We start from the raw sequence: 23,976 nt of genomic DNA, 5'->3' as shown, positions 1-23,976 counted from the left end.
GTTCAAAATTTTTTAATATTTTTTTATGATATAGTGAAACACATTGAATTAGATGAGTTTATATGATATAAATAAGAGAAAAAATGTCAACAAGCCCATATAGTCAAGATTTAAGAGAAAAAGTAATAAATTATATAGAAAAAGGTAATAGTCAAAGATCTGCTGCTAAGATATTTGATATACACGAGAATACAATTAGTCGTTGGAAGGTAAGGAAGAAAAAAGAAGGAACAATATTAGCAAAAGTAAGATTAGGATTTAAAAGTAAAGTTGACAAGCAACAATTAGAAGATTTTGTCAAAAATAATTCAAATATTATGCTAAAAGATATTGGTAAGAAATTTGGGATTACAGGCACTCAAGTTGGAAGAATATTAAAGAAGTTAGGCTATAGTTATAAAAAAAAACCTTTAGCTATTTGGAAGCAAGTGCAGAGAAACGATCTGAATATTTAGAAAAGGTCAGTAAATATGACAAAGAGCAAATAGTATATCTTGATGAAAGTGGTATAGATAGGACTATTTGCCAAGATAGAGGTTGGGGTAAGATAGGAGAATTGTTGCTAGGACAAAAAAGTGGTAAACAGTATCAAAGAACTAATATCATAGCTGGTTTGGTAAATAATAAGCCGATAGCCCCTTTTGTGTTTAATGGAACTTGTAATACAGAACTATTTAATAATTGGGTTGAGAAGTTTTTAATTAAAGAATTAAAAGCAGGACAGGTTGTAGTACTGGATAATGCTAGTTTCCATAAATCAAAGAAGACGAAAGAATTAATAGAATCAGTAGGTTGTAAGGTTATTTTTTTACCCCCATATTCACCAGACTTAAATCCAATAGAAAAATTTTGGGCTAATATGAAAAAATGGATTAAAAATAAAATAATAGAAACTAGTAAATTATTTGAAGCTATTTCTATGTTCTTTGTCACCTAATTCAATGTATTTTACTATATGTTCCCATTACTCCTAAGTATCTAGCGTAATAAAACTTTTGATTTTCAGACATTTGCCACAATTTAAATTCTTTGTTCTTATCTTTCTTACTAAACCAATCAGCCATTTGTTGTGCTTTATTATTATGAAGATTTACATATAGAGAAAATAACTCACTTCTTAAAATCATGATCGCATATATGTTAATATTATACTCTTCAGAATTTTTTAGAATAATTTCTAAATTCTCTGGTATAGTCTGGGCAGTTCTCCACAAATGTCCGGAGTAAGTTCCTTTTGCTTTAGGTATTTTGGCAATAATATTTTCTAAATATATTTTATTATTATCACCATTTAGTTCCATTATTTTATTGCTAACTATATCATGCATTTCAAAAATAGGGTTATCTTCGCTAGGACTAATATTACTGATTAGCATAAATTTAGATAATTGATATATATCATCATCTAAACTATCTTTATGATCAGTAATGGTGGTAAGAAGCTGTTTTGAGAAGGTTTGATTATTTAATAAAGCTATTTTATTTAGCAACTTTATTGCACTTGGTTTTAATTGTTGAATAACCATATTAATATTTGTGTCGATAACAAGGTGTATGACCGTATTTGGTAACAAGGTAATTGTCCGTAAATAGAGTATAAGTCTCTCTCAATTAGAAGAGAGAGGTTATGCCAAGTAAGACAAACATATTACAAGAGGTTATAAAAATGCGATTTGAAGAAATATACGACAGATACGATAGAGGAGAAATTAGCAACGAAGTTGCAGCAGATTTATTAGGATGTAGTGAGAGAACATTTAGACGAAAGAAAGTGAGGTATGAAGAAAGTGGATTTTTTGGTCTGTTAGATAGAAGGATAGGTCATATGCCACCTAACAAAGTAGCAGTAGATGAAGTAGAGCAAATGCTAAAATTATACGAAGAAACATACTATGATTTTACATCTAAGCATTTTCATGAACAGCTAGTAAAGAAACATAAATTTAAGCATAGTTATAATTTTGTTAGGATATCGCTGCAAGGATGTGGATTAGTAACTAAACTTACTAATAAGAAACCTCACCATCGTCTTAAAAGACCTAGGAAGCCCATGGTTGGCATGATGCTGCATCAGGATGGTTCTACACATGAGTGGATTTATGGACTAGGGTATCATCCGGATTTGATAGTGACAATGGACGATGCTAGCAATGAAATATATTCAGCATTTTTAATAGAAGAAGAAGGAACAGCAAGTTGTTTTATAGCCCTGACAGAAGTCATAGAAGCTAAAGGGTTATTTAGTTCTCTGTATGTGGATAGAGGTAGCCATTATGCTTACACGGCAATAGCCGGTGGTAAGGTAGATAAGAATAACCCGACACAAGTAGGAAGAGCGTGCAAGCAACTTGGCATTCAGCTTATCCATGCCTATTCCCCAGAGGCGAGAGGTAGGTCAGAGAGGATGTTTGGCTCTCTTCAGAAGCGGTTACCACAAGAATTCAGAGTAGCTGGTATTAGAACGATTAGAGAGGCAAATTGTTATCTTAAGGAAGTTTTTGTTCCAGAATATAATGAGCAGTTTTGCGTGACCCCAGAGCTTAAGGAGAGTGCGTTTATCCCCTATACTGGAAGGGATTTACAAGATATATTATCGATTCAAGAGGAAAGAGTAGTAGCAAAAGATAATACTGTTTCCTATAACAAAAAACTCTTGCAAATCCCAAGTAATGACCAGAGGTATCATTATGTAAAATGTAGAGTAATGATACATGAATACACCAATGGAGAACTGGCTATTTTCCATGGTGCTAGGAGAGTAGCAAAATATGATGCAAGTGGCAAGGTAATTGTGAAGTTAAGCAAAAAGGCTGATAGCGTCAATATTGCAGCCTAAAGTGAGCTAGTTATTGTGAATCACTAACTTTAACTGGTTGTGGAATTATGGATAACTTCTAACGAAGTTTCCCACAATTCCACAACCACAACCATCTAAATTTTAAAAAATATTTTTTAAGAATTTAAAAAAAAGATTCACAATAAAACGGACAATTACCTTGTTACAAAACCCGGACATTTTAGAATGTTATTGACAAACCATATTAATATTTGTTGCTATTTTATCAGTTGATTGATAAATTCTCTTTTTATACTCCTCTTTGATCTAAACCTTTAATTTTGTTAAGCAATTGAGTTCCTTGCACTATCAATATTGGATAACCACTAAAAGATTGTGTTAAAAATTTGATATTATTGTTATCCTTATTATCCAATAAGTTATTAGCTAAAGCTACAATAGTAGACCTATCAAGTAGGGTCATTGCTATAACATTAGGTAACTTTTCATTATCTTGCGAACAAAACGCGACATGACCATTATGTTCCCAATCAATTAAATCCTGTACTTTTTTATTTTCATTAACTTTTAAATTATCGAACACCAATAACCACTTATTAGTAGAAGTTAAATATGATATTACTTCTTTTTTTGCTAAAGCAACTTCTTCAGATATATTAGTTTGTTTGATCATATTGAGTTGTTTAGCTAATCTGACAAATTGTTCATTAAAATCAAGGTTACAATCAAAAAACCAAATTATATCATAATTATTTTTATTCTCATAACCATACATCCTAATCAGTTGAGTTTTACCTATACCACTAGTACCAACTATACTTGCTTGTCTGTATTTACTTAAATATTCATCAAGGATTTTAAGTTGTTGTTCATGATTGACAAAATAACTAACTGGGGTGATCAAATTAGATATTTGTTCTTTTGCCAAAGTTCTAGGGTGTGTCATCAATTAAGTTGACAGGAGCGTTTATTTGTTGTGTAATAGAGAAAAAATTAAGGATAAATTTTCTCTATGCGTCGATATGCTCTACGTGACGATCAATGGGATCGGATTAAAGATAAGCTACCTGGAAGGGAAGAGTCTGTTGGTGTAACAGCCAAGGATAATCGCCTATTTGTAGAAGCAGTCTTGTATCGATATAGGGCTGGTATACCTTGGAGAGACCTACCTGAACGTTTTGGAGATTTTCGAGTGATTCACCTACGTCATTCAAGGTGGAGCAAGACAGGTGTGTGGAAAAAGGTTTTTGAGATGCTGGCTGAAGATGCTGATAACGAGTATGCCATGATTGATTCAACCATTGTTAGGGCTCATCAACATAGTGCCGGTGCTAAAAAAAAGAGTTAGATGATGACCAAGCAATTGGACGAGGTAAAGGGGGGCTGAGTACTAAAATCCATGCCACATGTGACGCTCTAGGGAATCCAACGGGATTCCATCTTACCCCGGGTCAAGCTCATGATTTGCAAGGATCTGATGTTTTGATGAATGAATTGACGAAAGCGGATGCTGTACTTGCTGATAAGGCTTATGATGCCGATGTACGTATGCGAGATAAGCTGAAAGATAAGGGATGTATAGCTGTGATTCCCCCAAAGAAGAATCGTGTGAATCCAGCTAAGTATGATAAGGACCTATATAAAGCTAGGCATTTGATTGAGAACTTTTTTGCAAAATTGAAGCAATATAGAGCTATTGCAACACGATATGACAAAACATCTCAGAACTTTTTGGGTGCTGTTTATATGGCTTCCATGGTAATTTGGCTCAATTGATGACACACCCTAGTATTAATGATTAATAATATGATTAATAGTAAAGATTTTTTCATATAATGAAACTGGTGAAAAATAAATTATGCCCTAACGGTACGTATAAAACACATTATACGAATAATTATAAAGAATAAGCAAAAATAATTCAACTTAAGTTTAAATATTATATAATGGACTGAAAAAATTAGGGGTTATATTCTTTTATGAGCATATTTGCCGGGGGCAAGTTCGATGGATTTTAAACTATCATAATCTAGCGATTTTATTAACTCACCACTATTATCTTCTAACCAAGTAAGCCAGTAAGGCCACCATGATCCTTGATGCTCGTCAGCATTAATAAACCATGATTCACTAGTAAAGGTTAAGTCTTTATTAGTTTTATAATTATATTTAGACATTGCAGGAGGATTAACCACACCTGCAACATGTCCAGAACTTGCAAGACAAAAGGTTTTGTTACCTTTTAATAGTTTTAATCCTTCATACACTGATTGCCACGGAGCTATATGATCCTCATTTGCAGCAAGGAAAAAAGAATTACAGTCAATCTTGCTCAAATCAATTGGCGTACCAAATAATGATAAGTTACTCGGTTCTTTCAATAAATTATTTAGATACATATTACGTAAGTAATAGCTATACATATTAGTTGGTAAATTCGTTGGATCAGCATTCCAATATAATAAGTCAAATGGCATTGGAGTTTGACCAAGCAGATAGTTATTAACAAAAAACGACCATACTAAATCATTAGCTCTTAGCAAACTAAAGCTATTCGACAAATAATGACCATCAAAATATCCTTTAGAATTCATTTCTTGTTCGATCATGGCAATCGATGACTCATTGACAAAAATACTTACTTCCCCAGGATTTTTAAAGTCTAAAAGGGTAGTAATAAAGCTGACACTATTAATATAATTTAAATTATTTGCCTTCAGATAAGCAATGGCAGTCGCAAGAAAAGTTCCACCAATACAATAACCCATAGCATTAATATGGTTATATCCAGACTGCATTATATATTCACAAGCTTCTAAAACTCCTTCTTTTAAATAGTCCTCAAAACTTTTATCAGCTAGAGTTTCATCGGGATTAACCCAAGAGACCATATATACTTGAAAATTATGTTCGACAAGAAATGCTACCATTGAATTATGTTCAGATAGATCAAGTATATAGTATTTATTAATACAGGGTGGAATTATAAGTAATGGTATCGCACGTGTTTTTTGCTTAGGTTCATAACATATTAACTGTATTAATTGATTCTGAAAAACAATTTTTCCTTTAGTAGTAGCTATATTTTTGCCAAGTAAAAAAGCATTATTATCGGTAGTTTTTATATTTAATATATCACTAGAATTTCTTATATCTGCAAGAAAGTTCTCTAAGCCTTGAACAAGATTTTGACCACCTGTTTCCAAAATTTTACTAAGAACTATTGGGTTGCCAAAAGCAAAATTTGACGGAGAGAAAGCATTAATAAATTGATGCGTCATAAATGCCAAATGCTGTTTAAGGTCAGGTGCTAGTTCATATTGTTCGATATTATCCTGTAACCATTCTGAAGACATTAAATAGAACTGCTTAACAAAATCAAAATACGCATTATCCTGCCAAGCTAAATCCTTAAACCTTCTATCTTTACTATTTGGTGAAAAAAGAGGAGTAGTTGATTTTCCTACAAATTTCTCTACTGAATTTATAACAAGATTCTGAAATTTCTCAACATACTGAATATTTAGTTGCCAAAATTTTTCAGGATTTTCTATAAATTGTTCACTTAAGCTTGATAATATAACTCTATTTTTATCCATATCAATAAGAGATGCAGGGATCATATTCCCCCTACCCTGCATAAGACAAAGTATTATCTCTTGGTATTTATCACTAACTTTTTTTATATTTTTGATTATTTCATCACTAGAAATATTATCCATTATATCCAATTCCAATTCTTCAAATCATTTAAGTAACCTCAAATATCGATGTAAGACATCGGTTTAATAGCCTAGGGTGACATCCCTGCCCCTTCGGATGTCATCAACCCGCGTAGGCAGGGGGCTAAAGAAGTAGAGAGGATTAGGTGCTTAAACATTATTAGATCCCAGCGAAAGCTGGGATCTAATAATGTTTAATAGTCTTTTAGGCTATTTTTTTAGATTCCGCTACCTGTGCGGGAATGACAGCTCTGGGTAGTAACTACAACTGTATATTAGCGTAGTTAATAATGGGAAATGGTATAATAAGTCAATATTGGCTTATCAATATTTCAAGTTTTTGTGGATATACCAAGCATATCCCAAATTTTGTCAATCTTTTCAACAACTTCACTAGTCATTTCTATTTTCTTACCCCAAACTCTATTAGTTTCTGGGGCTATTTTATTAGTTGCATCTATTCCCATTTTACTACCAAGGCTAGACACAGGTGAGGCAAAATCAAGATAATCTATTGGTGAATTATCGATAAAAGTAGTATCCCTAGAAGGATCTACCCTAGTCGATATGGCCCAAACCACTTCTTTCCAGTCACGAATATCTATATCATCATCTACCACAATAATAAATTTTGTATACATGAATTGTCTTAAAAATGACCAAATCCCCATCATTATTCTTTTTGCATGACCTGCATAAGCTTTGCGAATAGATACCACAGCAACTCTGTAAGAACAGCCTTCAGGTGGCAACCAAAAATCAACGATCTCTGGAAATTGCTGTTGAATTATCGGAATAAACATTGCATTTAATGCTTCACCAAGTATAGATGGCTCATCTGGGGCTTTACCAGTATAAGTACTTAAATATATGGGTTGCTTTTTCATGGTAATAGTCTTAACATTAAACACTGGAAAATATTCAACATCATTATAGTAACCTGTATGATCACCAAATGGTCCTTCTGGTAGATACTCCTCAAAACTTACATGCCCTTCAATAACAATTTCACTATGAGCTGGCACTTTCATATCTATACTGACACAATTTACTAGTTCAATTGACTTACCTCTTAATAATCCAGCAAAATTATACTCAGACATATTATCGGGTAGCGGCATAACAGCAGCCATAGTTACAGCAGGACTTGCCCCAATAACCACTGCAGCAGGGAAAGGATCAATCTTTGCTGATTGCCAACGCTTATGTTGCTGAGCTCCACCTCGCATTTTAAGCCAGCGCATAATAAGTTTGTTACGCTCTACTACCTGCATTCGATATATACCAAGGTTAAAATTATCTATTTTTTCTAAGCTAGGTCCTTTTGTAACAACTATTGACCAAGTAAGTAGTGGCGAAATATCAAGAGGCCAGCAGGTTTGTATCGGCAATATATTAACATCAGGATCATTAATTATCACTTCTTGACAAGGAGCTTTTGACAAAATCTTGGGTGACATAGCCAATATTCTTTTGGCGAGTGGCCACATAGCAAAGGTTTCTTTAAAGGAAGAAGGTAATTCTGGTGCTTTAAGAAAAGCTAGCAATTCACCAAATTTCCCCAACTCTTCTGTATTTTTTAAACCAAGTCCTAAGGCAATTCGCCGCGTGCTGGCATATAAATTAGTTAAAACTGGCATATCAGATTTAGTCCCATCATCTCTAATAACATTTTCAAACAAAAGAGCAGGACCATCTTTTATTAAAACTCTTCTACTGATTTCTGTTATTTCAAGGTTAGATGATACAGGATAAGATATACGATTTAGGAGACCATTTTGCTCTAAAATTTTTAGAAATTGTGGTAAATCTTGAAAACTCATATAATTTTACGAAAATATAAATACAGGCTTAAAATAATAGCGATAATAATGTTAGCATAACAAGCAAAGATAAAATTTAAATCTTTAGAAGCAAGATTTTGTAATACAAAGTGTAAATATGTGATAATTATTGCAGAAAGTGCCGTAATTAAAATCTGCCTTAGACTAGATTTTTTATTATAAGGCTGTCTTAAAAAAACCGACAATGTTAGAAAAACAAGTACAAAATTATACATTGGCCAAATCAATCTTTGATGTCCCTCAGCAATTAATTTAATCTTCCTCTGCTTCGATAGATTATTGTTGGGTTTTAATAATTCATGAATATAATATTCATTGATTTCTCGACTATACTCTTCTTTTTCCAATCTTTTAGCATCATTACTGACTAATTCTACTGTTAGAACATCAAATGATAAATTAGTTAAATTACCATTATAGTCATATACCTGCCTAACTCCATCTTTTAGTTGAAAAAACGAGGAGTTGTTGTATATTTTAAATACCCCCAATCTAGAAAATAAAATTGCATGATTATCATGTTTACGATTATCAAAAAGGATTAAATCTTTCATAGTACCATCAGCCAATCTTTTATCAAAATAAACTGTGATATCTTTAGAAATTGTATTAAATGTCTTCTCATTTAGTAAAGTGGATGCATAATTATTTTTCATGAAATTAAGATCTGATTTAAGCTTTGCATAAGATAATGGCAATAAACTAGTCGAAATATAATAAGCAAATAACGTAACTGCCAAGGCTACAATCAATGCTGGACTAGCTAGTTGTATATTACTTAATCCCAAATTTTGCAGAATAATTATCTGACGCCTCTCACTTAAAGCATTATAAGTATAAATAATAGTGATAATAGTTGCAAAAGGTAGCAAAATAAATAACAAAGATGGAATAACTAAAATAATTAAATTTAAGAAATCCTGAGCTTTTATTCCTTTATCAATTAAGTGTAAAAACTTTAATATCTGGGTAATCCATACAAGGCTAGTGATCGAGAAAATAATTATCACCAAGGATGGTACAATATTTCTTATTATATAACGTTTATATATTAACATTCTGTAATCAATCTATTGTCTTTCAAATATAACTAAGTGTGCAAGTTTTGTTAACTTAAGCAACCTCGGTGTCATCCCACAACTGTCGAAAGTTAGTAAATACAGCGTCTCTATAAGTCTATTAGCGAGGAGGTCGTAAGGCCGACGAAGCAATCCAGTAACATCTATAGCTTGTTTCCTAGATTGCTTCGCTTACGCTCGCAATGACGCTATGGTATAGGTTCGACAGTTATGGGTATCATCCCCGCCTACGCGGGAATGACAGCGTTTTGCGTATACTGCTATGATTTCAAGAGTTGGGTAGACGATAGTATAACTTCAAGAAGAGCTAGGCAGTAGCAAAGTCGAGCTGCTAGGCGTACATGAGTAACGGAACAGCCTCGATCTTTGGTCGCAGGAATGCCAATCCTTGAAGTTCTACCTGAGTATATAACTAATTTTCAAAATCAAAGTCTTTCCCTTGTTCAATATATTGTCTTATTCTTGACATTAATTCTTGGAAATACACCAAATTATGCCACGTCATAAGTACTGCCCCTAGAATCTCTTTTACCTTTACCAAATGATGTAAGTAAGCTTTATTATAATTTTTACATGCTGGGCATGGACAATCATATTCTAGCGGTTCATGATCGCTACTATACTTACTATTGCGAATATTTACTATACCATATTTGGTAAAAGCTTGACCATTCCGGCCCGAACGGGTTGGAATAACGCAATCAAACATATCTATTCCCCTTGCAACCGCACCAATAATATCAGCTGGTTTACCAACCCCCATAAGATATCTTGGCTTATATTTAGGTAACAAATCCGGAGCATAGTCTAACACATTGAACATTACTTCTTGCCCCTCACCTACTGCTAGACCTCCGATAGCATACCCTTCAAAATCTAATTCTACCAAATTCTGTGCTGACTGAACACGTAACTCCTGATATATACTCCCCTGTACAATACCAAATTGACCATAACCTTCTCTTTGAACGAAGGCTTTTCTTGACCTCTCTCCCCATCTAGATGTCAATTCCATAGATGATTTTGCTTGCTCAAATGTTGCAGGATATGGAGTACATTCATCAAACGCCATAGTAATAGTGCTATCAAGAAAATATTGTATCTCAGTTGCACGTTCGGGAGTTAACATATGCTTACTACCATCAATATGAGAGTTAAAAATTACACCTTCTTCGGTAATTTTACGTAATTTCGATAGGGACATGACCTGAAAACCACCTGAGTCAGTAAGTACAGGCTTTGACCAGTTCATGAATTTACGCAAACCCCCAAGCTTAGCAATTCTTTCAGCAGTTGGTTGCAGCATTAAGTGATAAGTATTACCAAGTACTATATCAGCTCCGGTAGACTCTACCGCTTCAGGTAACATGGCTTTTACCGTACCTTTCGTACCAACTGGCATAAAAGCTGGGGTACGTATCTGACCGTGCCTAGTAGTGATAACACCAGTTCTTGCTTTTTTATGTTGAAACTTTAAGTCAAATGAAAATTTTTGCACTATTAATTTACCTTTTCAATACACATAGCTATCCCCATCCCCCCACCTATACAAAGTGTTGCTAGCCCTTTTTTCGCGTTAATTTTTTGCATTTGATGAATTAATGTTACTAAGATTCTTGCTCCACTTGCTCCTATTGGATGACCAAGAGCAATAGCCCCTCCGTTCATATTAACTTTATTAATATCCCAATTCATCTGTTGATTTACATAAATAGCTTGAGCGGCAAAAGCTTCATTAGCTTCTATTATATCTAGATCTTCTACTTTCCAACCAGCTTTGTCCAAGCTGGTACTGGACCTGTTCCCATAATATTTGGATCTACCCCTACTTCAGCATATGATACAATTCTAACAAGAGGTTTTAGATTATATCTCTTTAATGCTTCTTCAGATACTACCATTAAACAAGCTGCTCCATCATTAATAGAAGAAGCATTACCAGCTGTTACAGTACCTTCTTTGTCAAAAGCTGGACGTAGTTTAGCTAAAACTTCTGATTTAATATCAGCTCTAATTCCCTCATCTTGATCAAACAGCAATGTAACTTTTTGCATCTTAACCTCTACTGGTAAGATCTCGTCTTTAAAACGACCTTCTGCTTGTGCTTCACGTGCTTTTTGGTGTGATCTTAGTGCGAATTCATCTTGCATTTCTCTAGTAATATTAAATCTTTTAGATATATTTTCGGCAGTAATTCCCATTAAATTATTAGAAAATACATCGGTCAAACCATCATACTGCATCAAATCTACCATTTGTGTGCTACCTAACTTATAGCCAGCACGAATATACGATCCATGTAAACCCAAAGACATATTTTCTTGCCCGCCAGCTATCACAATCTCATTATCACTTGCAATAATGCTACTTGCCGCTAAACATACCGTTTTTAACCCAGATCCACATACTTTATTAACTGTGAAGCCTGTAACTTCTTTAGGTAATCCAGCTTGGATTAGAGCTTGCCTAGCAGGATTTTGTCCTACGCCACCAGTGATTACCTGCCCCATTATTACTTCATTAATAATGGCTGGATCTAGTTTGCTATCTTTTAAAATTGATTCTATAATGATAGCTGCAAGTTTGGTTGCTGGAATTGATCCTAGGCTTCCTAGCAGAGATCCTACTGCTGTTCTTTTTGCATGAGTTATATAAACTGCCTTTTTACTCATCGAATATACTCCTTAAATAAGATATCTAAATTATCATTAATCAAATAGCTAATATGACCACCTGGTACTTCGAAGATCATAGATTCTCTAAATAATTTGTGTAAAGATAAAATGGATGATTTTGGTACTATTTTATCGTTATTTGCAATTATTTGATATACTGGTTTATTTATTAATGTCGGATCAATGGTGATATTATTGACTTTCCATTAGGCTTCTTTCGAAACTAGACAATGATGTAGAATGGTGTTATAAATATCTGATTTGAAGTAATAATATGAAATTCGATCAGATTAAAGAGTTAGAGGATGAAAAATTTCGTCGATTAACAGGAGTAAAGAAGGGAACATTCTCAAAGATGGTGGATATTTTGAGGCAAGCTGATGGTCTTAAGAAATCAAAAGGTGGGCGTAAAAATAAGCTCAATTTGGAGGAACAGTTGCTGATGGTCTTAGAATACCTTAGAGAATACCGTACTTATTTCCATATAGGTCAGAACTATGGGATTAGTGAAAGTTCAGCATATAAAGCTGTTAAATGGGTAGAAGACACCCTAGTTAAACACCCAAACTTTGCTCTTCCAGGTCGTAAAGCTCTAATGAAGAGTGATATGAATTATGAAGTAGTCTTGATTGATGCTACTGAGAGTCCTATAGAAAGACCCAAAAAAAACAAAAATTCTATTATTCAGGAAAGAAGAAAAGGCATACACTAAAAACTCAAATAGTGGTAGACAAGAAAACACACCAAGTAATATGTACAGATTTTTCTAACGGTAAAAAACATGACTTTAGATTATTTAAGGAATCCAAAATTCTTATCCATCCTAAGGTTAAAGCGATTACTGATACAGGATATCAAGGTATACTGCTCGTAAATGAAGAGTTGGTAGACGAAGATCAAAATCAACAAGTGCTAGGAGTGTCCAAGCCGAGGAGCACAGCGTACATTAGTACGTGAGCACCGCAGGTCTTGGACAACAACAACGCAATTGTTGATTTTCATCGAGTATATACAAAAAATTCACAATAATTCTGAATTACCAAAGAAAAAAAGCAAGAAAAATCCTTTAACTAAAAATGATAAAAAGAATAATCGTAGGTTAGCAGGAGAAAGAGTTCTAAATGAAAACGTTATTGGTATGCTAAAACGGTTCAAAATTATTGCTGACAAATATCGAAATAGACGTAAAAGATTTGGTCTTAGATTTAATTTGATCTCTGGCATTTATAATTTTGAACTACGTCAACCAGTTTCGAAAGAGGTCTATTGAAGTTTTGCAAGCATATTATTGCCTACTACATCATCCATAATTTGTATATATGTATTTCTAGACAAAGCAGTTCCAGACATCAACCAATTTTCTACTCTAAAAGATAAATCTCTTATTTTTGGTACAGTTATGGTAAAAAATTTATCAAGTTTTGTACTGAAATAATTTGGCATTAATAGGAAAAAAAGAATCTGAATATGTAGTTCAGGAATCATTGGCAAATTTCGTACATAATAATCTAGACCAAGATATTGGTATATATTCCTTGCTGTAGCAAAATGGGAGAAATCCCAAGGTGTTGAAAGTAATGTTAATGTTCTTATCATGTTTGGTACTATTATAGTGGCTGCCATTCCTATAATACCACCAATGCAGTGTCCCACTAAGTCTATTTGATAATTTTTTTGTCTTAAATTGCTAATAATTTCAACTACCCTCTTTACGTAGTCTTCTAACAAATAATCAGCTTCATCAACTTCAAACCAATCAACTAGAAACACCTCACCACAATGTCTTAAGTTATCAACAAAGCTTTTTGATTTAGCTAAGAAGAGAATTTCCGGGGAATTAAAGATCGAAGGAATAACTAAAAATATTCTTTTATTACTAATAATGCAATCTTGCGATGCCAGTGTTTTATAATATAAAATTTGATAATATTTTGTTTTAGTTATTTTTTTACCCAAGGAACAATACTTATTACCCAATAAATATTTTGATGAATAATCACTATATTGATCAAAATATTTTTGATATTTGTCATTGTCCAACATATTTTTTTATACACTAATTAATTACTAGGACCAATTAAAATATCTTGACATAGGGAGGCTAATAATATATAAGTTCCTAACTTTCTTTGGTTTCCATAATAGCCTTAAGCCATTATAGAAAAACTCTTGAACATGTCCTCAAGTTTTTTTTTTGTCTTAGGGAATCCTTATTATGACTAGTATACAGTCAAACTTATTTAAAAGCAAATTCAGAACTATATTTTGGTCTATCCATAATCATGAACTTGGAAAATTCATACCTATGTGTGGTCTGATGTTTTGCGTCCTATTCAATCAAAACATATTAAGAATTTTAAAAGATAGTATTTTAATTTCAGAGATTAGTGCTGAAGTAGTAAGTTTTACTAAAGTTTATTGTGTAACACCTGCAGCAGCTTTATTCGTTATAATCTATGCTAAGATGCTTAATCATTTTAGTTTTGAAAAGATTTTTTGCTATTTAATCACTTTTTTTGTTGGATTTTTCATTCTTTTTGCTTTCATTATTTATCCAAATGTCGATATTTTTCATATTAGTCCAAATTCGCTAGAACAAATTATGGGGACTTATCCTCATCTTAAATGGTATATAGCTTTAATTGGTAATTGGAGTTATGTGGTTTTCTATACATTATCTGAACTTTGGCCAAATATCTTTTATGTTTTACTTTTTTGGCAGTTTGCTAATGAACTCACTACAACAGAAGAAGCAAAAAGGTTTTACACACTTTTTTCATTATTTGGCAATTCTTCTTTAATATTTGTGGGCTTTTTGATGATGAACTTATCATCTGAGAACACTATTGCTAAATATTTCTTAACCGTATCGGATAACAAAACTACACTTATAAAAATATCAACAAGTCTCGTGGTAGTTTCTGCTGTTATATCATGTTTACTTGTAAAATTTATTACCAAAAATGTTTTTATAAATCCAACATTTTATGCAAATGCTAAAGGTGGTAGATCCACTAAAGAGGGAATGGGTTTAATTGAAAGTTTTAAATATATAATAAGATCAAAATATTTATGGTTAATGCTAATTTGCTCTGCTGCCTTTGGTTTATCAATGAATTTAGTAGAAGCAGTATGGAAAGCAAAAATTAAGGAATTATACCCCACTGTTAATACTTATGCAGAATTTAATAGTCTTTACATTCTTTGGACTGGAGTTGCTATTATGGTAATGACTATAATAGGCAATAATATAATGCGTAGTCATGGCTGGTTTGTTGCTGCAGTAATTCCACCAATTGTCATGATGATTACTGGTATATTGTTTTTTATCTTAATCGTATTTGACCACCAAGTATTATCCATATTTGATAGTGCTATTCTCATGACACCATTGGCTCTTGCGGTATCAATTGGTGCTTTACAAAACATTCTAGTGAAGGGTAGTAAATATTCAATTTGGGATACCTCAAGAGAAATGTTATATATTCCTCTTGACCAAGAACTAAAGACAAAAGGTAAGGCAGCTGTAGACGTCATTAGCTCAAAGGTTGGTAAATCTTCGAGCGGTTTAATACAGTCAATTATTTTCACATTAATACCAACAGCTACTTTTAGCTCTATATCACCATTTTTAATGGTGGTATTTACCATTGTTTGTATTGTATGGATTCACTCGGTAAGAAAAATATACTTTGAGTATAAGAAAATTGCCTAGCCTACTCACTATGCACTACTATTCGCTTATCCCTGCCCCTTCGAGTCACCCCTGCGTAAACAGGGGTCTAAATAGCATAGAAAGCATGTTATACCATTTCCCATTATTAACTACGCTATTTAACACTACAGTGTAGTACTAATGTCAAAACGATGTCATCCCAGCGAAAGCTGGGATCTAATAATGTTTAATAGTCTTTTAGGCTATTTTTTTAGATTCCTGACCGAAGCGGGAATGACAGCCTTGGGTAGTAACTACAACTGTAGTATTAGCGTAGTTAATAATGGGAAATGGTATTACTCATCATTTTTTACTACCAATACTTCTAATCCTTTTATTCTATTAAAATCTCGTCCATTCAAAGTTAATATTGGATATCCATGAGATATACAGGGTAATTTAAAAGTCACACTTTAAAGTTAAAAAACCGAAATAATTTTAGATGGGCATGTGCTTACAAACGTCATTGCGAGGAGGTTGCTTGCTGCAACCGACTAAGCAATCCAGCAAAAATACGATAATTTTATTTTTTTTGTTTCCTAGATTGCTTCGGCGGCACTTCGTGCCTTCTCGCAATGACGTTTGATGTTCTTAATAATTACTTATTTCAACTTTAGAGTGTGACTTTTAAATTACCCTAGTAATTTAACACAAAAAAATAATTGAAATTAATCACTTTTCCACTTAGTGGGAGAGAATTTTGGAATATAATATTTAAAGACTTAAAGAATTACTTTATTAATTAGTGGGTTTTTTATATACTTCCATTATTCAGATTATTACGCTTACAAAAAGAATATATAAAATTAGCCTTTCAAAAATAGGAATTTATGCTCAATAACATTAACTTTATAAGTAAAGAATTATCAAATAATCAAGCAACTGTAGTTTTTATTAACGAACAACTGAAGTTAGACAATGAGTTATTGCTACTTGACCAACAACATCATGGTTTAATTTCTAAAACTATTCAGAATAAATTAGTATTTGCTGGAAAATTTGGACAAATTAAAATTGTTAATTCTATCGGTAAGGATGGAGAAATAAGATATTTAATTATAGTTGGCATTGGTGATGAAACAAAACTAAAGACCTCTTGTATTGAGGAGATCGGGGGGAAAATTTTATCCAGTAGTACTTGCTGTAAAATTAGAACTATTGGTATAAAAATCTCTCATAATATTGGACAATATGAGCCGGCTGTTGTGGCGATGCTTATAGCTAGCGGCTGTTTGCTTGCTTCATATAAATTTGATAAATACAAAACTAAACAAAGCGAAATAGAAAAATTTGTTGTAGAATCTCTTGAAATTTCTACAAGCAACAACTCTAAGGCAGAAGAATTATTTAATGAGAAGAGATTATTAGCCAAAGCGGTATTTTTTGCTAGAGATATAATGAATGAACCAGCCAATATCAAAACTCCTTTATCTTACTCGGAAAAGATATTAGAGCATCTTGAACCATTAGGAGTTGAAATTACCATCATCGGTGAAAGAGAAATGAAAAACCTTGGTATGGGGGCTTTGCTTGGCGTTGGACAAGGTTCACAGAATGAATCTAAACTGGTAGTAATGCAGTATAATGGTTTGGATGATGATACTCCTCCCGTAGCTTTTGTTGGTAAAGGAGTTACTTTTGATAGTGGTGGTATTTCACTTAAACCAGCAGCAAATATGGGAGACATGAAATATGATATGGGCGGCTCAGCAGCAGTAGTTGGAGCAATCATGGCTTTGGCTAGCCGTGCAGCAAAAGTTAATGTTGTTGGTGTAGTCGGTCTTGTAGAAAACATGCCTTCAGGTAATGCTCAAAGACCAGGAGATGTGGTAACCACTATGTCCAAACAAACAGTAGTGGTGGATAATACTGATGCAGAAGGCAGGTTAGTCTTGGCTGATGCAATTTGGTATACTCAAGAAAAGTTCAAACCTCAATGTGTAATCGATCTTGCTACCCTTACCGGAGCTATTGTTATAGCTCTTGGCAAAACTTATGCTGGTTGTTTTGCCAATAATGATGAGCTAGCTGATAAACTAATAAATGTTGGTAATAAAGTTAATGAGAAATTATGGCGGATGCCTCTACATAAAGATTTTGATGAAATGATTAAATCTGATATTGCCGATCTTGTAAACATCAGTACTCCGCCTGGAACAGCTAGCAGCTGTACAGCAGCTCAATTCATAGGAAATTTTATAAAGGAAGGTGTAGCTTGGGCTCATCTTGATATTGCTGGTGTTGCCTATAATAAAACAGGTAATCCTCTTGGTCCTAAAGGAGCAGTAGGTTACGGCGTAAGGCTTCTTAACCAATTTATCCAAGACAGTTATGAAAAATAATCAACCAAATCGCATATTTGTAGTTGGTAATGAAAAAGGTGGAGCGGGTAAAACTACCTGCTCCATGCATCTTATTACTGCCTTACTTTATAATGGTCATACGGTAGCTAGTATTGATACTGATTCACGTCAGGGTTCTTTAACAAATTATTTAAAGAATAGGGATGACTATAATCTAAAAAACCCGGGTAAAACGGTTGCCATTCCTCAGCATGTTCACTTAACTGAAAGTCAAGAACAAGTCATTGACCTTAAAGAAGAGGACGAGAAAACTAGGTTTGAACAAATATTTGAACAGGCAAAAAAAGCAGATTATGTAGTAATCGATACACCAGGAAGCTACTCTTTCTTATCAAGGCTAGCTCACTCTTATGCTGATACTATAATTACGCCAATTAATGACAGTTTCCTTGATTTTGATGTACTAGGTAAAGTTAATGCTAACAATTTGTCAATTATTACCCCGTCAATCTATAGCCAAATGGTTTGGGAACAAAAAATGCAGAAGGCTAACCGTAATGGCGAAACAATTAATTGGATTGTAATGCGTAATAGATTAAGCAACTTGGATGCAGTAAACAAAAGGAATGTTGCTACTTCTCTTGAACAATTAGCAAAAAGAATTAGCTTTAAAATTGCCCCAGGCTTTAGTGAAAGAGTAATTTTTCGGGAATTATTTTTACAAGGATTAACATTACTCGACTTAACAACAGCTAATCATGGCAAAACACTTAGTATATCTCACGTAGCTGCTCGACAAGAATTACGAAATTTCTTAAACTTTCTTGAAATTATTTGAGAGTATAATCAATATAACCCAAGAGGATAATATGGCAACAATACCATTAATATCACAATTTATCGGTTGGAAATATTTGGCAAAGAAGTCACTTGGAGCTAATGATGGTGGAGCATTAGGAGGAATATACAAAAGTTCCGATGACCTTCTATCCATGATTAAAAGCGAAGGGGATTCTCGAAAAAATATATCAGAGTTTTTGGGTTCGCAAATTTTTCAAGCAACAAATCCAAATCATGGAGCTAAAGTTTCTCTCATTGTACCTGATCATCTTACCGAGAAAGTACATCAGGAAGGAGGACTTCAAAGTGATGGTTCTGAAGTATATGTACAGTCTGAATTTTTTAAGAATTATAGTGGTGACATGTATGTAGATATGGATAAACACATGTCTACAAAAACTAAACCAAGCGGTTGGCTTCGAAAAGATGGGGGAAGACCGATTTTCATGGGAACAAGAGAATTATTATCTAATACTTTAAGCAAAGCTTTTGAAGAACTTCATTATAGTTCTTTTGATAAAATAGCCCCAACTAGCTTATTAATAGGTGACTTTGATATTCATACAGGTAACATAGGAGTTATAAGAGATCCAGAGGATTCTACCATTCCTCCCAAACTAGTTCGTATAGATTTTGCTGGAAGTCTTGACCAATTAGAGGATAACATACATCCATATTCTTGGTCTAGACATCTACCATTACGAGGTCCAACTAACCATTTTAGGGAATTCCCAAGTAAATTAAGGCATAATGATTCATTTGTAAAAGGTTTACTTGATACTGCACAAGTCGATTTAAATAAGACTATCGATGACAGTTTTGCAGAATTATCAAAATATTATAGTGACAAGCTTCTAGCAAATTGGGCAAAAATGGCAATGAGTCAGAAATTTAAGAATATACCCCTAGAAAACATAAAAATTGCCGATATTAAAGATGCCTTTAAGGAAACTATGCAAAAGAGGCAACAATCATTAAAAGAGTATGGGTTGCAAATTAAATTGGGTCTTTTAGTAACAAAAGGAAAAATTAACACACTAAAATTAAGAGAATTAATCCAAGAACATCCCGATTATTTTAACAATATAATCAATCAAAGCAAAAAATTAAAATTAAGAAAAGAAACTAAAATAGAGTATATTTTAGGCTATAAAGCCCGAGAAGTAGCATTAATTAAAGAAATATCAAAAATATTACAAGAAGAAAAACAGCTACTGACCAAAAAAATAAGCGATCTCGAACCACCTATGCAAATATCTAGAAAAGCACTAGACGTTATGCATACTAGCGAAACAACTACTACTAATGTTCAATCTTCAACTTCAAAAGTAGATTCTATAACATTAGCCTTTAGACAAGAAATTATTGCCAAACAACAAGCAATATTACAAAACGTCCTTGCTGAAGCAAATATTAAGACGGATAAAGGAGTTGCAGTTGCAGGTCTTGCTACTAATTCTCAGGAGTTTAAAGAGTTTGTAGAAAATAACAACGAATTAATACAAAAGGCTTGGGCTGCCCCCAGTATAAAAGCAAATATAGCACAAGCCATGAATGATGAAGTACAAAGTTATGCTAAGATCCTTCAGGCTAATCATTTTAAACCTTTAACTTGGAACGAACGAGAAACAGTAACAAACACAACCTCTACTAGGTCAAGGGTTATTAAAGTCAAAGATGAAGAATTATTTAAATTAATAGAAACTAATATAAAGACCTCTACGAAAGTAATGTTAGAAGATGGCGTAACAGAGAAAGAGATTAGTAATTATCGAAATATTAATCTACCATTAACAATCAAGCCATCTAGTACAGCTGTCCATCTTTCGTTCCCGGTACAAAACGAGAAAGGTGAAAATATTGCAAGCTCGAAGGCACTTTATTTTACTACTCACTATAACGAGCAAGGAAAGTTAGTGGAAATAACCAACCCATTATCACTAAAGTTTGCTGGGGATGATAAAGATGCTATAGGATACATACAAAGAGGGAATAATATCTACACTATCCCTGTAACCAAATGTCAATATGAAGCAATGGTACAAGAAGTAGCAAAAAATAAAGAATGTAATATCAATATGTCACAAGCTATTGCAAGCGACTCTATAGGTGAATTAACGCAGATTCAGAGTAGCTTAAAACGTCATGTGAACAACACCCCACCTGAAACAAAAACAGTAGTATCAAAAACACAAAAGACATTATCCCGACAGCAACAGCGTGATAGAACTCATGGTTACATTTAATACTTCATTTTTGCTTTTAGTAGTGAGCTGATTTTTAGTAGCAGAAGTAGAGAAGGAATTGTGATTATAATAATAAATGTAAAAAAGCTTTTCCATCCGAATTGTACGACAATATATCCTGAAAGAGCTGGAAAAATCGATCTTGAAAATCCCATCATAGAAGAGAAAAATGAATATTGAGTGGCACGAAATTTGCCTGTGCATATTGAAGCTATAAAAGCAATGTAAGCTGTCATAGCCATCCCGCAAGTTATACCTTCACAGACTGTGGTAATAAAGAATAATGGTAAATTCTTGCCATAAATCTCATGCACAATTAATAAGGTATGTGCTATTGCATGAATTACTCCAAATATCAGCAAGCTATCTAAGATATTCTTTTTCTTCATCACTAAGCTGGCTATTAGTCCGCCAATTATTGTAGATATTATGCCAAAAAATTTCCCTGCACTGGCTATTTCAAATTCGTTATAACCAAGATGTATTAAGAAGGGGTTCATCATCATAGTAATAAAATCATCTGGTAATCTATATAAAATAAGGAAAAATATTATTAAAAAAACTAAGGAAAAAGACCCTACAGGTCTTAAGATATTTTGTACAAAGTTTGAAATATTTATTTTATGATCTGGATAAGTTTTTGAGGATAAGCCGTGTTCTAACCGCAAGATACTTACAACCAAAATAGCAGAACAAACAAGTACAGAAATGGCAAAAATTTTATATATATTATTCCATCCTAAATAGCTTGATAGATAGATAGCTCCGGAACTTGAAATTAGCATACCAATGCGGTAGCCAAAAATATAAATTCCAGACGCTGCTCCTTGAGATTCTTTTGCAATAATTTCGGTTCTGAAAGCCCCTAGGATACTATCTTTAGCTGAACTTAAAAATGATATTATCAAGCCTACTAGTGCAAACAATATTAAACTGTGGTGAGGATTCATGGTACTTAAAAGAAAGATAGCAAATGCCAACAAAATCTGGATCAAACAAATCCAAGATAATCTATGACCAAGTAGTTTACTTAACCAACCTAACTGTATAGTATCAAAAATAGGAGCCCATAAAAAGTTAATAGAATAGGGCATTACGATAACAGCAAATATACCAATAGATTGTAAGTCAATATTTTCCTTGGCCAGCCAGTAGTTTAAAGTATTACCTGTAATCATTAAGGTAAACCCGCTAGTTAGTCCAAATAACCAAATAACGAATAATTTTGAAGGAGTTAACATAAAGTTAATATTGGAAAAAAGTTAGAATATAGTAATAATTTTCTTTATACAAGCTAGATTTCTCTACATCTATGCTATGGTAGTTTAAAAATCGGGCTGTAAGCCTAATAGATAAGGGAAAAAGTGCTTAATATGCACTCGATGTCATTCTTAGCAACGGCGGGAATCTAAAAATACAAAAACACCTTAGAGGTAAAGGTTTTTTGAGATACCCGCCGTAGCTCGGATGACATAAACTACCATGAATTGTATCAGGGTAATTTAAAAGTCACAGTCATTAGTTGTTATAGATATAAGTTTAACCACTACCGATGTCATCCCTGCGAAGGCAGGGATCTATATTACTTAATAGTCTTTCAGGCTTATTTTTTTAGATTCCCGCCGTTGCTAAGAATGACATCGAGTGCATATTAAGCACTTTTTCCCTTATCTATTAGGCTTACAACCCGACTTTTAAATTACCCTAGAATTGTATGCCTTAGAAAGAACTTGATTATCGAGTTTTAGGTTGACTGAATTGATAAAAAATATTATTATTACTTTTTTAAACTTAAGCTAGTGAAAGTTTGAAGGTTGATTTATCACTTTTTAGGTTTTTGCAAGTAATACCAAGGATAGTTTTATATGAAAGTTGTAAGTTCGTTAAAATCTTTAAAGAAAAGAGATAAAGATTGTCAGGTTGTAAAAAGAAAAGGTAAAATCCTTGTAATAAACAAGAAAATCAAAAGATTTAAAGCTAAGCAAGGCTAAACTGTATATTTAGGGAGATTTGCACAGCCAAATAGTTAATGTGCATAGTAAGTATTAACTACGAACGATGATATTAACGTCCAATATGTTGAGTTTCTTTCTTTTTATCTTCTATTCTTTCTACAAATTTGAGAGTTGCAGTAGGAGTTTTCTTTTGTGTTTTTTCCTTAACTTCTTTAGAATTAAGTGTAATAGGCTTGCTGTCTACATGTTCTGAAAGCCCATATTGTCCAACATTCTTGCCGGTTAATACATAAGTCACGTAATCTATCATATGTTTTACAAAATTGCTAAGCCCCCCTATAGAATGAGCTTCTAGTTGAAACCATGTTTTCCCGTCTTTCGTTTTGCCAACTAGAAATTCTCTAAATATTTCTCCAGCTTGCACTGATGCATCTGACTCAGCTTTGTTACCTCTATGATGTGAAGAGATTCGTTCTTTAACTAATCCCAAATCTTTTAAGGTATCGTACATACTTCCATTGTCCTCAACCATTATATGAGCACCTTTTAGAAAATCACTCGTATGCTGAAATACAACTTTTTCCATTATATCTATTATTACACCAGCTTTTTCAAGACTACCCTTTGGATCAGTAGAATTTTTGGGTGTTTTGAGTATATTCTGTACAAGAGCTTTTTTGCTATCTAATGGGTTTATGGGGAGTAGGTTAACACGGTTAACCAAAAGATTTTTTAAATCTTCAACATTTAATTCTGAATATTCCGTAAATTTTTTAAATATTTCTTTAATAGTCATAAAC

Annotated in this window: 18 protein-coding genes and 3 pseudogenes; 10 read left to right on the top strand and 11 right to left on the bottom strand. The window is 33.2% G+C overall.

Annotated features, from left to right (window positions below):
- The first annotated feature begins 83 nt into the window (after window positions 1–83).
- Both AAGD29_RS07325 and AAGD29_RS07320 read left to right on the top strand, forming a co-directional pair.
- Complete coding sequence (locus AAGD29_RS07325) at window positions 84–455, top strand: IS630 transposase-related protein (RefSeq protein ID WP_341757646.1); 372 nt, start codon at window positions 84–86, stop codon at window positions 453–455.
- Window positions 419–937 carry an IS630 family transposase gene (locus tag AAGD29_RS07320; protein ID WP_341757645.1) on the top strand — a complete coding sequence of 173 codons (519 nt, stop codon included), beginning with the start codon at window positions 419–421 and terminating at the stop codon, window positions 935–937. Before AAGD29_RS07325 ends, AAGD29_RS07320 begins: the two co-directional genes overlap by 37 nt.
- Window position 938: 1 nt before the next feature.
- On the opposite strand, the gene AAGD29_RS07315 is transcribed toward AAGD29_RS07320, so the two are convergent.
- Complete coding sequence (locus AAGD29_RS07315; protein WP_341757644.1) at window positions 939–1,526, bottom strand: hypothetical protein; 588 nt, start codon at window positions 1,524–1,526, stop codon at window positions 939–941.
- 101 nt (window positions 1,527–1,627) lie between these two features.
- Between AAGD29_RS07315 and AAGD29_RS07310 the strand changes: the two genes are divergently transcribed.
- Window positions 1,628–2,836 (top strand): ISNCY family transposase, encoded by a 1,209-nt coding sequence (locus AAGD29_RS07310; RefSeq protein ID WP_341757410.1) that lies wholly within the window; start codon window positions 1,628–1,630, stop codon window positions 2,834–2,836.
- Between the two features lie 250 nt (window positions 2,837–3,086).
- On the opposite strand, the gene AAGD29_RS07305 is transcribed toward AAGD29_RS07310, so the two are convergent.
- Window positions 3,087–3,743 (bottom strand): hypothetical protein, encoded by a 657-nt coding sequence (locus AAGD29_RS07305; protein ID WP_341757643.1) that lies wholly within the window; start codon window positions 3,741–3,743, stop codon window positions 3,087–3,089.
- A gap of 66 nt (window positions 3,744–3,809) precedes the next feature.
- Here AAGD29_RS07305 and AAGD29_RS07300 point away from each other — a divergent pair.
- Window positions 3,810–4,573, top strand: a protein-coding gene (locus AAGD29_RS07300) for an IS5 family transposase (protein WP_341757317.1) whose coding sequence is annotated in 2 segments (ribosomal slippage) — window positions 3,810–4,142 and window positions 4,145–4,573 — 762 coding nt in all. Because the reading frame shifts where the segments join, the coding sequence is not laid out codon by codon here.
- A 191-nt stretch (window positions 4,574–4,764) separates the two neighbouring features.
- Here AAGD29_RS07300 and AAGD29_RS07295 read toward each other — a convergent pair.
- The 6 genes and pseudogenes from AAGD29_RS07295 to AAGD29_RS07270 form a co-directional block, all read right to left on the bottom strand.
- Window positions 4,765–6,519, bottom strand: coding sequence for a class I poly(R)-hydroxyalkanoic acid synthase (locus AAGD29_RS07295; protein ID WP_341757642.1), 1,755 nt, complete (start codon window positions 6,517–6,519; stop codon window positions 4,765–4,767).
- 332 nt (window positions 6,520–6,851) lie between these two features.
- Window positions 6,852–8,342, bottom strand: a complete 1,491-nt coding sequence (locus tag AAGD29_RS07290; protein ID WP_341757641.1) for a UbiD family decarboxylase — start codon at window positions 8,340–8,342, stop codon at window positions 6,852–6,854.
- Window positions 8,339–9,421, bottom strand: coding sequence for an LptF/LptG family permease (locus tag AAGD29_RS07285; RefSeq protein WP_341757640.1), 1,083 nt, complete (start codon window positions 9,419–9,421; stop codon window positions 8,339–8,341). The genes AAGD29_RS07290 and AAGD29_RS07285 overlap by 4 nt, the downstream gene beginning before the upstream one ends.
- 433 nt (window positions 9,422–9,854) lie before the next feature.
- Window positions 9,855–10,940 carry a tRNA guanosine(34) transglycosylase Tgt gene (gene tgt / locus AAGD29_RS07280; protein ID WP_341757639.1) on the bottom strand — a complete coding sequence of 362 codons (1,086 nt, stop codon included), beginning with the start codon at window positions 10,938–10,940 and terminating at the stop codon, window positions 9,855–9,857.
- Between the two features lie 2 nt (window positions 10,941–10,942).
- Window positions 10,943–12,114, bottom strand: a pseudogene (locus AAGD29_RS07275) (acetyl-CoA C-acyltransferase).
- A pseudogene (locus AAGD29_RS07270) lies at window positions 12,111–12,323 on the bottom strand (alpha/beta hydrolase); the annotation flags it as partial. The pseudogenes AAGD29_RS07275 and AAGD29_RS07270, both read right to left, overlap by 4 nt.
- A gap of 68 nt (window positions 12,324–12,391) precedes the next feature.
- Here AAGD29_RS07270 and AAGD29_RS10340 point away from each other — a divergent pair.
- Window positions 12,392–13,387 (top strand): annotated as a pseudogene (locus AAGD29_RS10340) (IS5 family transposase).
- On the opposite strand, the gene AAGD29_RS07255 reads toward AAGD29_RS10340, so the two are convergent.
- Complete coding sequence (locus AAGD29_RS07255) at window positions 13,381–14,160, bottom strand: hypothetical protein (protein ID WP_341757638.1); 780 nt, start codon at window positions 14,158–14,160, stop codon at window positions 13,381–13,383. The pseudogene AAGD29_RS10340 and the gene AAGD29_RS07255 overlap by 7 nt on opposite strands.
- Window positions 14,161–14,332: 172 nt before the next feature.
- Here AAGD29_RS07255 and AAGD29_RS07250 point away from each other — a divergent pair, with 172 nt between their 5' ends.
- The 4 genes from AAGD29_RS07250 to AAGD29_RS07235 all read left to right on the top strand — a co-directional run bounded on the left by AAGD29_RS07250 (window position 14,333) and on the right by AAGD29_RS07235 (window position 21,221).
- Window positions 14,333–15,832: an Npt1/Npt2 family nucleotide transporter gene (locus tag AAGD29_RS07250; RefSeq protein WP_410521144.1), complete on the top strand. Its 1,500-nt coding sequence runs from the start codon at window positions 14,333–14,335 to the stop codon at window positions 15,830–15,832.
- Window positions 15,833–16,662: 830 nt separating this feature from the next.
- A complete protein-coding gene (locus AAGD29_RS07245; RefSeq protein ID WP_341757637.1) occupies window positions 16,663–18,174 on the top strand; it encodes a leucyl aminopeptidase in 1,512 nt (503 codons plus the stop codon).
- The gene (locus AAGD29_RS07240; RefSeq protein ID WP_341757636.1) at window positions 18,164–18,973 is read left to right on the top strand and encodes a division plane positioning ATPase MipZ; all 810 of its coding nucleotides are present in this window, start codon (window positions 18,164–18,166) and stop codon (window positions 18,971–18,973) included. The genes AAGD29_RS07245 and AAGD29_RS07240 overlap by 11 nt, the downstream gene beginning before the upstream one ends.
- 31 nt (window positions 18,974–19,004) lie before the next feature.
- Window positions 19,005–21,221, top strand: a complete 2,217-nt coding sequence (locus tag AAGD29_RS07235) for a Sca4 family protein (protein ID WP_341757635.1) — start codon at window positions 19,005–19,007, stop codon at window positions 21,219–21,221.
- Here the strand turns inward: AAGD29_RS07235 and AAGD29_RS07230 are convergent.
- Window positions 21,218–22,462, bottom strand: coding sequence for an AmpG family muropeptide MFS transporter (locus AAGD29_RS07230; protein WP_341757634.1), 1,245 nt, complete (start codon window positions 22,460–22,462; stop codon window positions 21,218–21,220). The genes AAGD29_RS07235 and AAGD29_RS07230 overlap by 4 nt on opposite strands.
- Window positions 22,463–23,086: 624 nt before the next feature.
- Between AAGD29_RS07230 and ykgO the strand changes: the two genes are divergently transcribed.
- Window positions 23,087–23,212, top strand: coding sequence for a type B 50S ribosomal protein L36 (ykgO, locus tag AAGD29_RS07225; protein ID WP_094648811.1), 126 nt, complete (start codon window positions 23,087–23,089; stop codon window positions 23,210–23,212).
- Window positions 23,213–23,285: 73 nt separating this feature from the next.
- Here the strand turns inward: ykgO and AAGD29_RS07220 are convergent, their stop codons facing one another.
- Window positions 23,286–23,972, bottom strand: coding sequence for a hypothetical protein (locus AAGD29_RS07220; protein WP_341757633.1), 687 nt, complete (start codon window positions 23,970–23,972; stop codon window positions 23,286–23,288).
- Between the last annotated feature and the right edge of the window lie 4 nt (window positions 23,973–23,976).

This window comes from Candidatus Tisiphia endosymbiont of Ditula angustiorana (assembly GCF_964026425.1).
Taxonomy (GTDB): domain Bacteria; phylum Pseudomonadota; class Alphaproteobacteria; order Rickettsiales; family Rickettsiaceae; genus Tisiphia.
Note: the sequence above shows the minus strand (reverse complement) of the source record. Positions and strands in the feature narration are given on the sequence as shown.

Bases quoted from the DNA above. Each gene is read 5' to 3' on its own strand.
- AAGD29_RS07325 (WP_341757646.1), top strand. From the start codon at position 84: ATGTCAACAAGCCCATATAGTCAAGATTTAAGAGAAAAAGTAATAAAT.
- AAGD29_RS07315 (WP_341757644.1), bottom strand. From the start codon at position 1,526: ATGGTTATTCAACAATTAAAACCAAGTGCAATAAAGTTGCTAAATAAA.
- AAGD29_RS07310 (WP_341757410.1), top strand. From the start codon at position 1,628: ATGCCAAGTAAGACAAACATATTACAAGAGGTTATAAAAATGCGATTT.
- AAGD29_RS07305 (WP_341757643.1), bottom strand. From the start codon at position 3,743: ATGACACACCCTAGAACTTTGGCAAAAGAACAAATATCTAATTTGATC.
- AAGD29_RS07295 (WP_341757642.1), bottom strand. From the start codon at position 6,519: ATGGATAATATTTCTAGTGATGAAATAATCAAAAATATAAAAAAAGTT.
- AAGD29_RS07290 (WP_341757641.1), bottom strand. From the start codon at position 8,342: ATGAGTTTTCAAGATTTACCACAATTTCTAAAAATTTTAGAGCAAAAT.
- AAGD29_RS07285 (WP_341757640.1), bottom strand. From the start codon at position 9,421: ATGTTAATATATAAACGTTATATAATAAGAAATATTGTACCATCCTTG.
- AAGD29_RS07255 (WP_341757638.1), bottom strand. From the start codon at position 14,160: ATGTTGGACAATGACAAATATCAAAAATATTTTGATCAATATAGTGAT.
- AAGD29_RS07250 (WP_410521144.1), top strand. From the start codon at position 14,333: ATGACTAGTATACAGTCAAACTTATTTAAAAGCAAATTCAGAACTATA.
- AAGD29_RS07245 (WP_341757637.1), top strand. From the start codon at position 16,663: ATGCTCAATAACATTAACTTTATAAGTAAAGAATTATCAAATAATCAA.
- AAGD29_RS07240 (WP_341757636.1), top strand. From the start codon at position 18,164: ATGAAAAATAATCAACCAAATCGCATATTTGTAGTTGGTAATGAAAAA.
- AAGD29_RS07235 (WP_341757635.1), top strand. From the start codon at position 19,005: ATGGCAACAATACCATTAATATCACAATTTATCGGTTGGAAATATTTG.
- AAGD29_RS07230 (WP_341757634.1), bottom strand. From the start codon at position 22,462: ATGTTAACTCCTTCAAAATTATTCGTTATTTGGTTATTTGGACTAACT.
- ykgO (WP_094648811.1), top strand. From the start codon at position 23,087: ATGAAAGTTGTAAGTTCGTTAAAATCTTTAAAGAAAAGAGATAAAGAT.
- AAGD29_RS07220 (WP_341757633.1), bottom strand. From the start codon at position 23,972: ATGACTATTAAAGAAATATTTAAAAAATTTACGGAATATTCAGAATTA.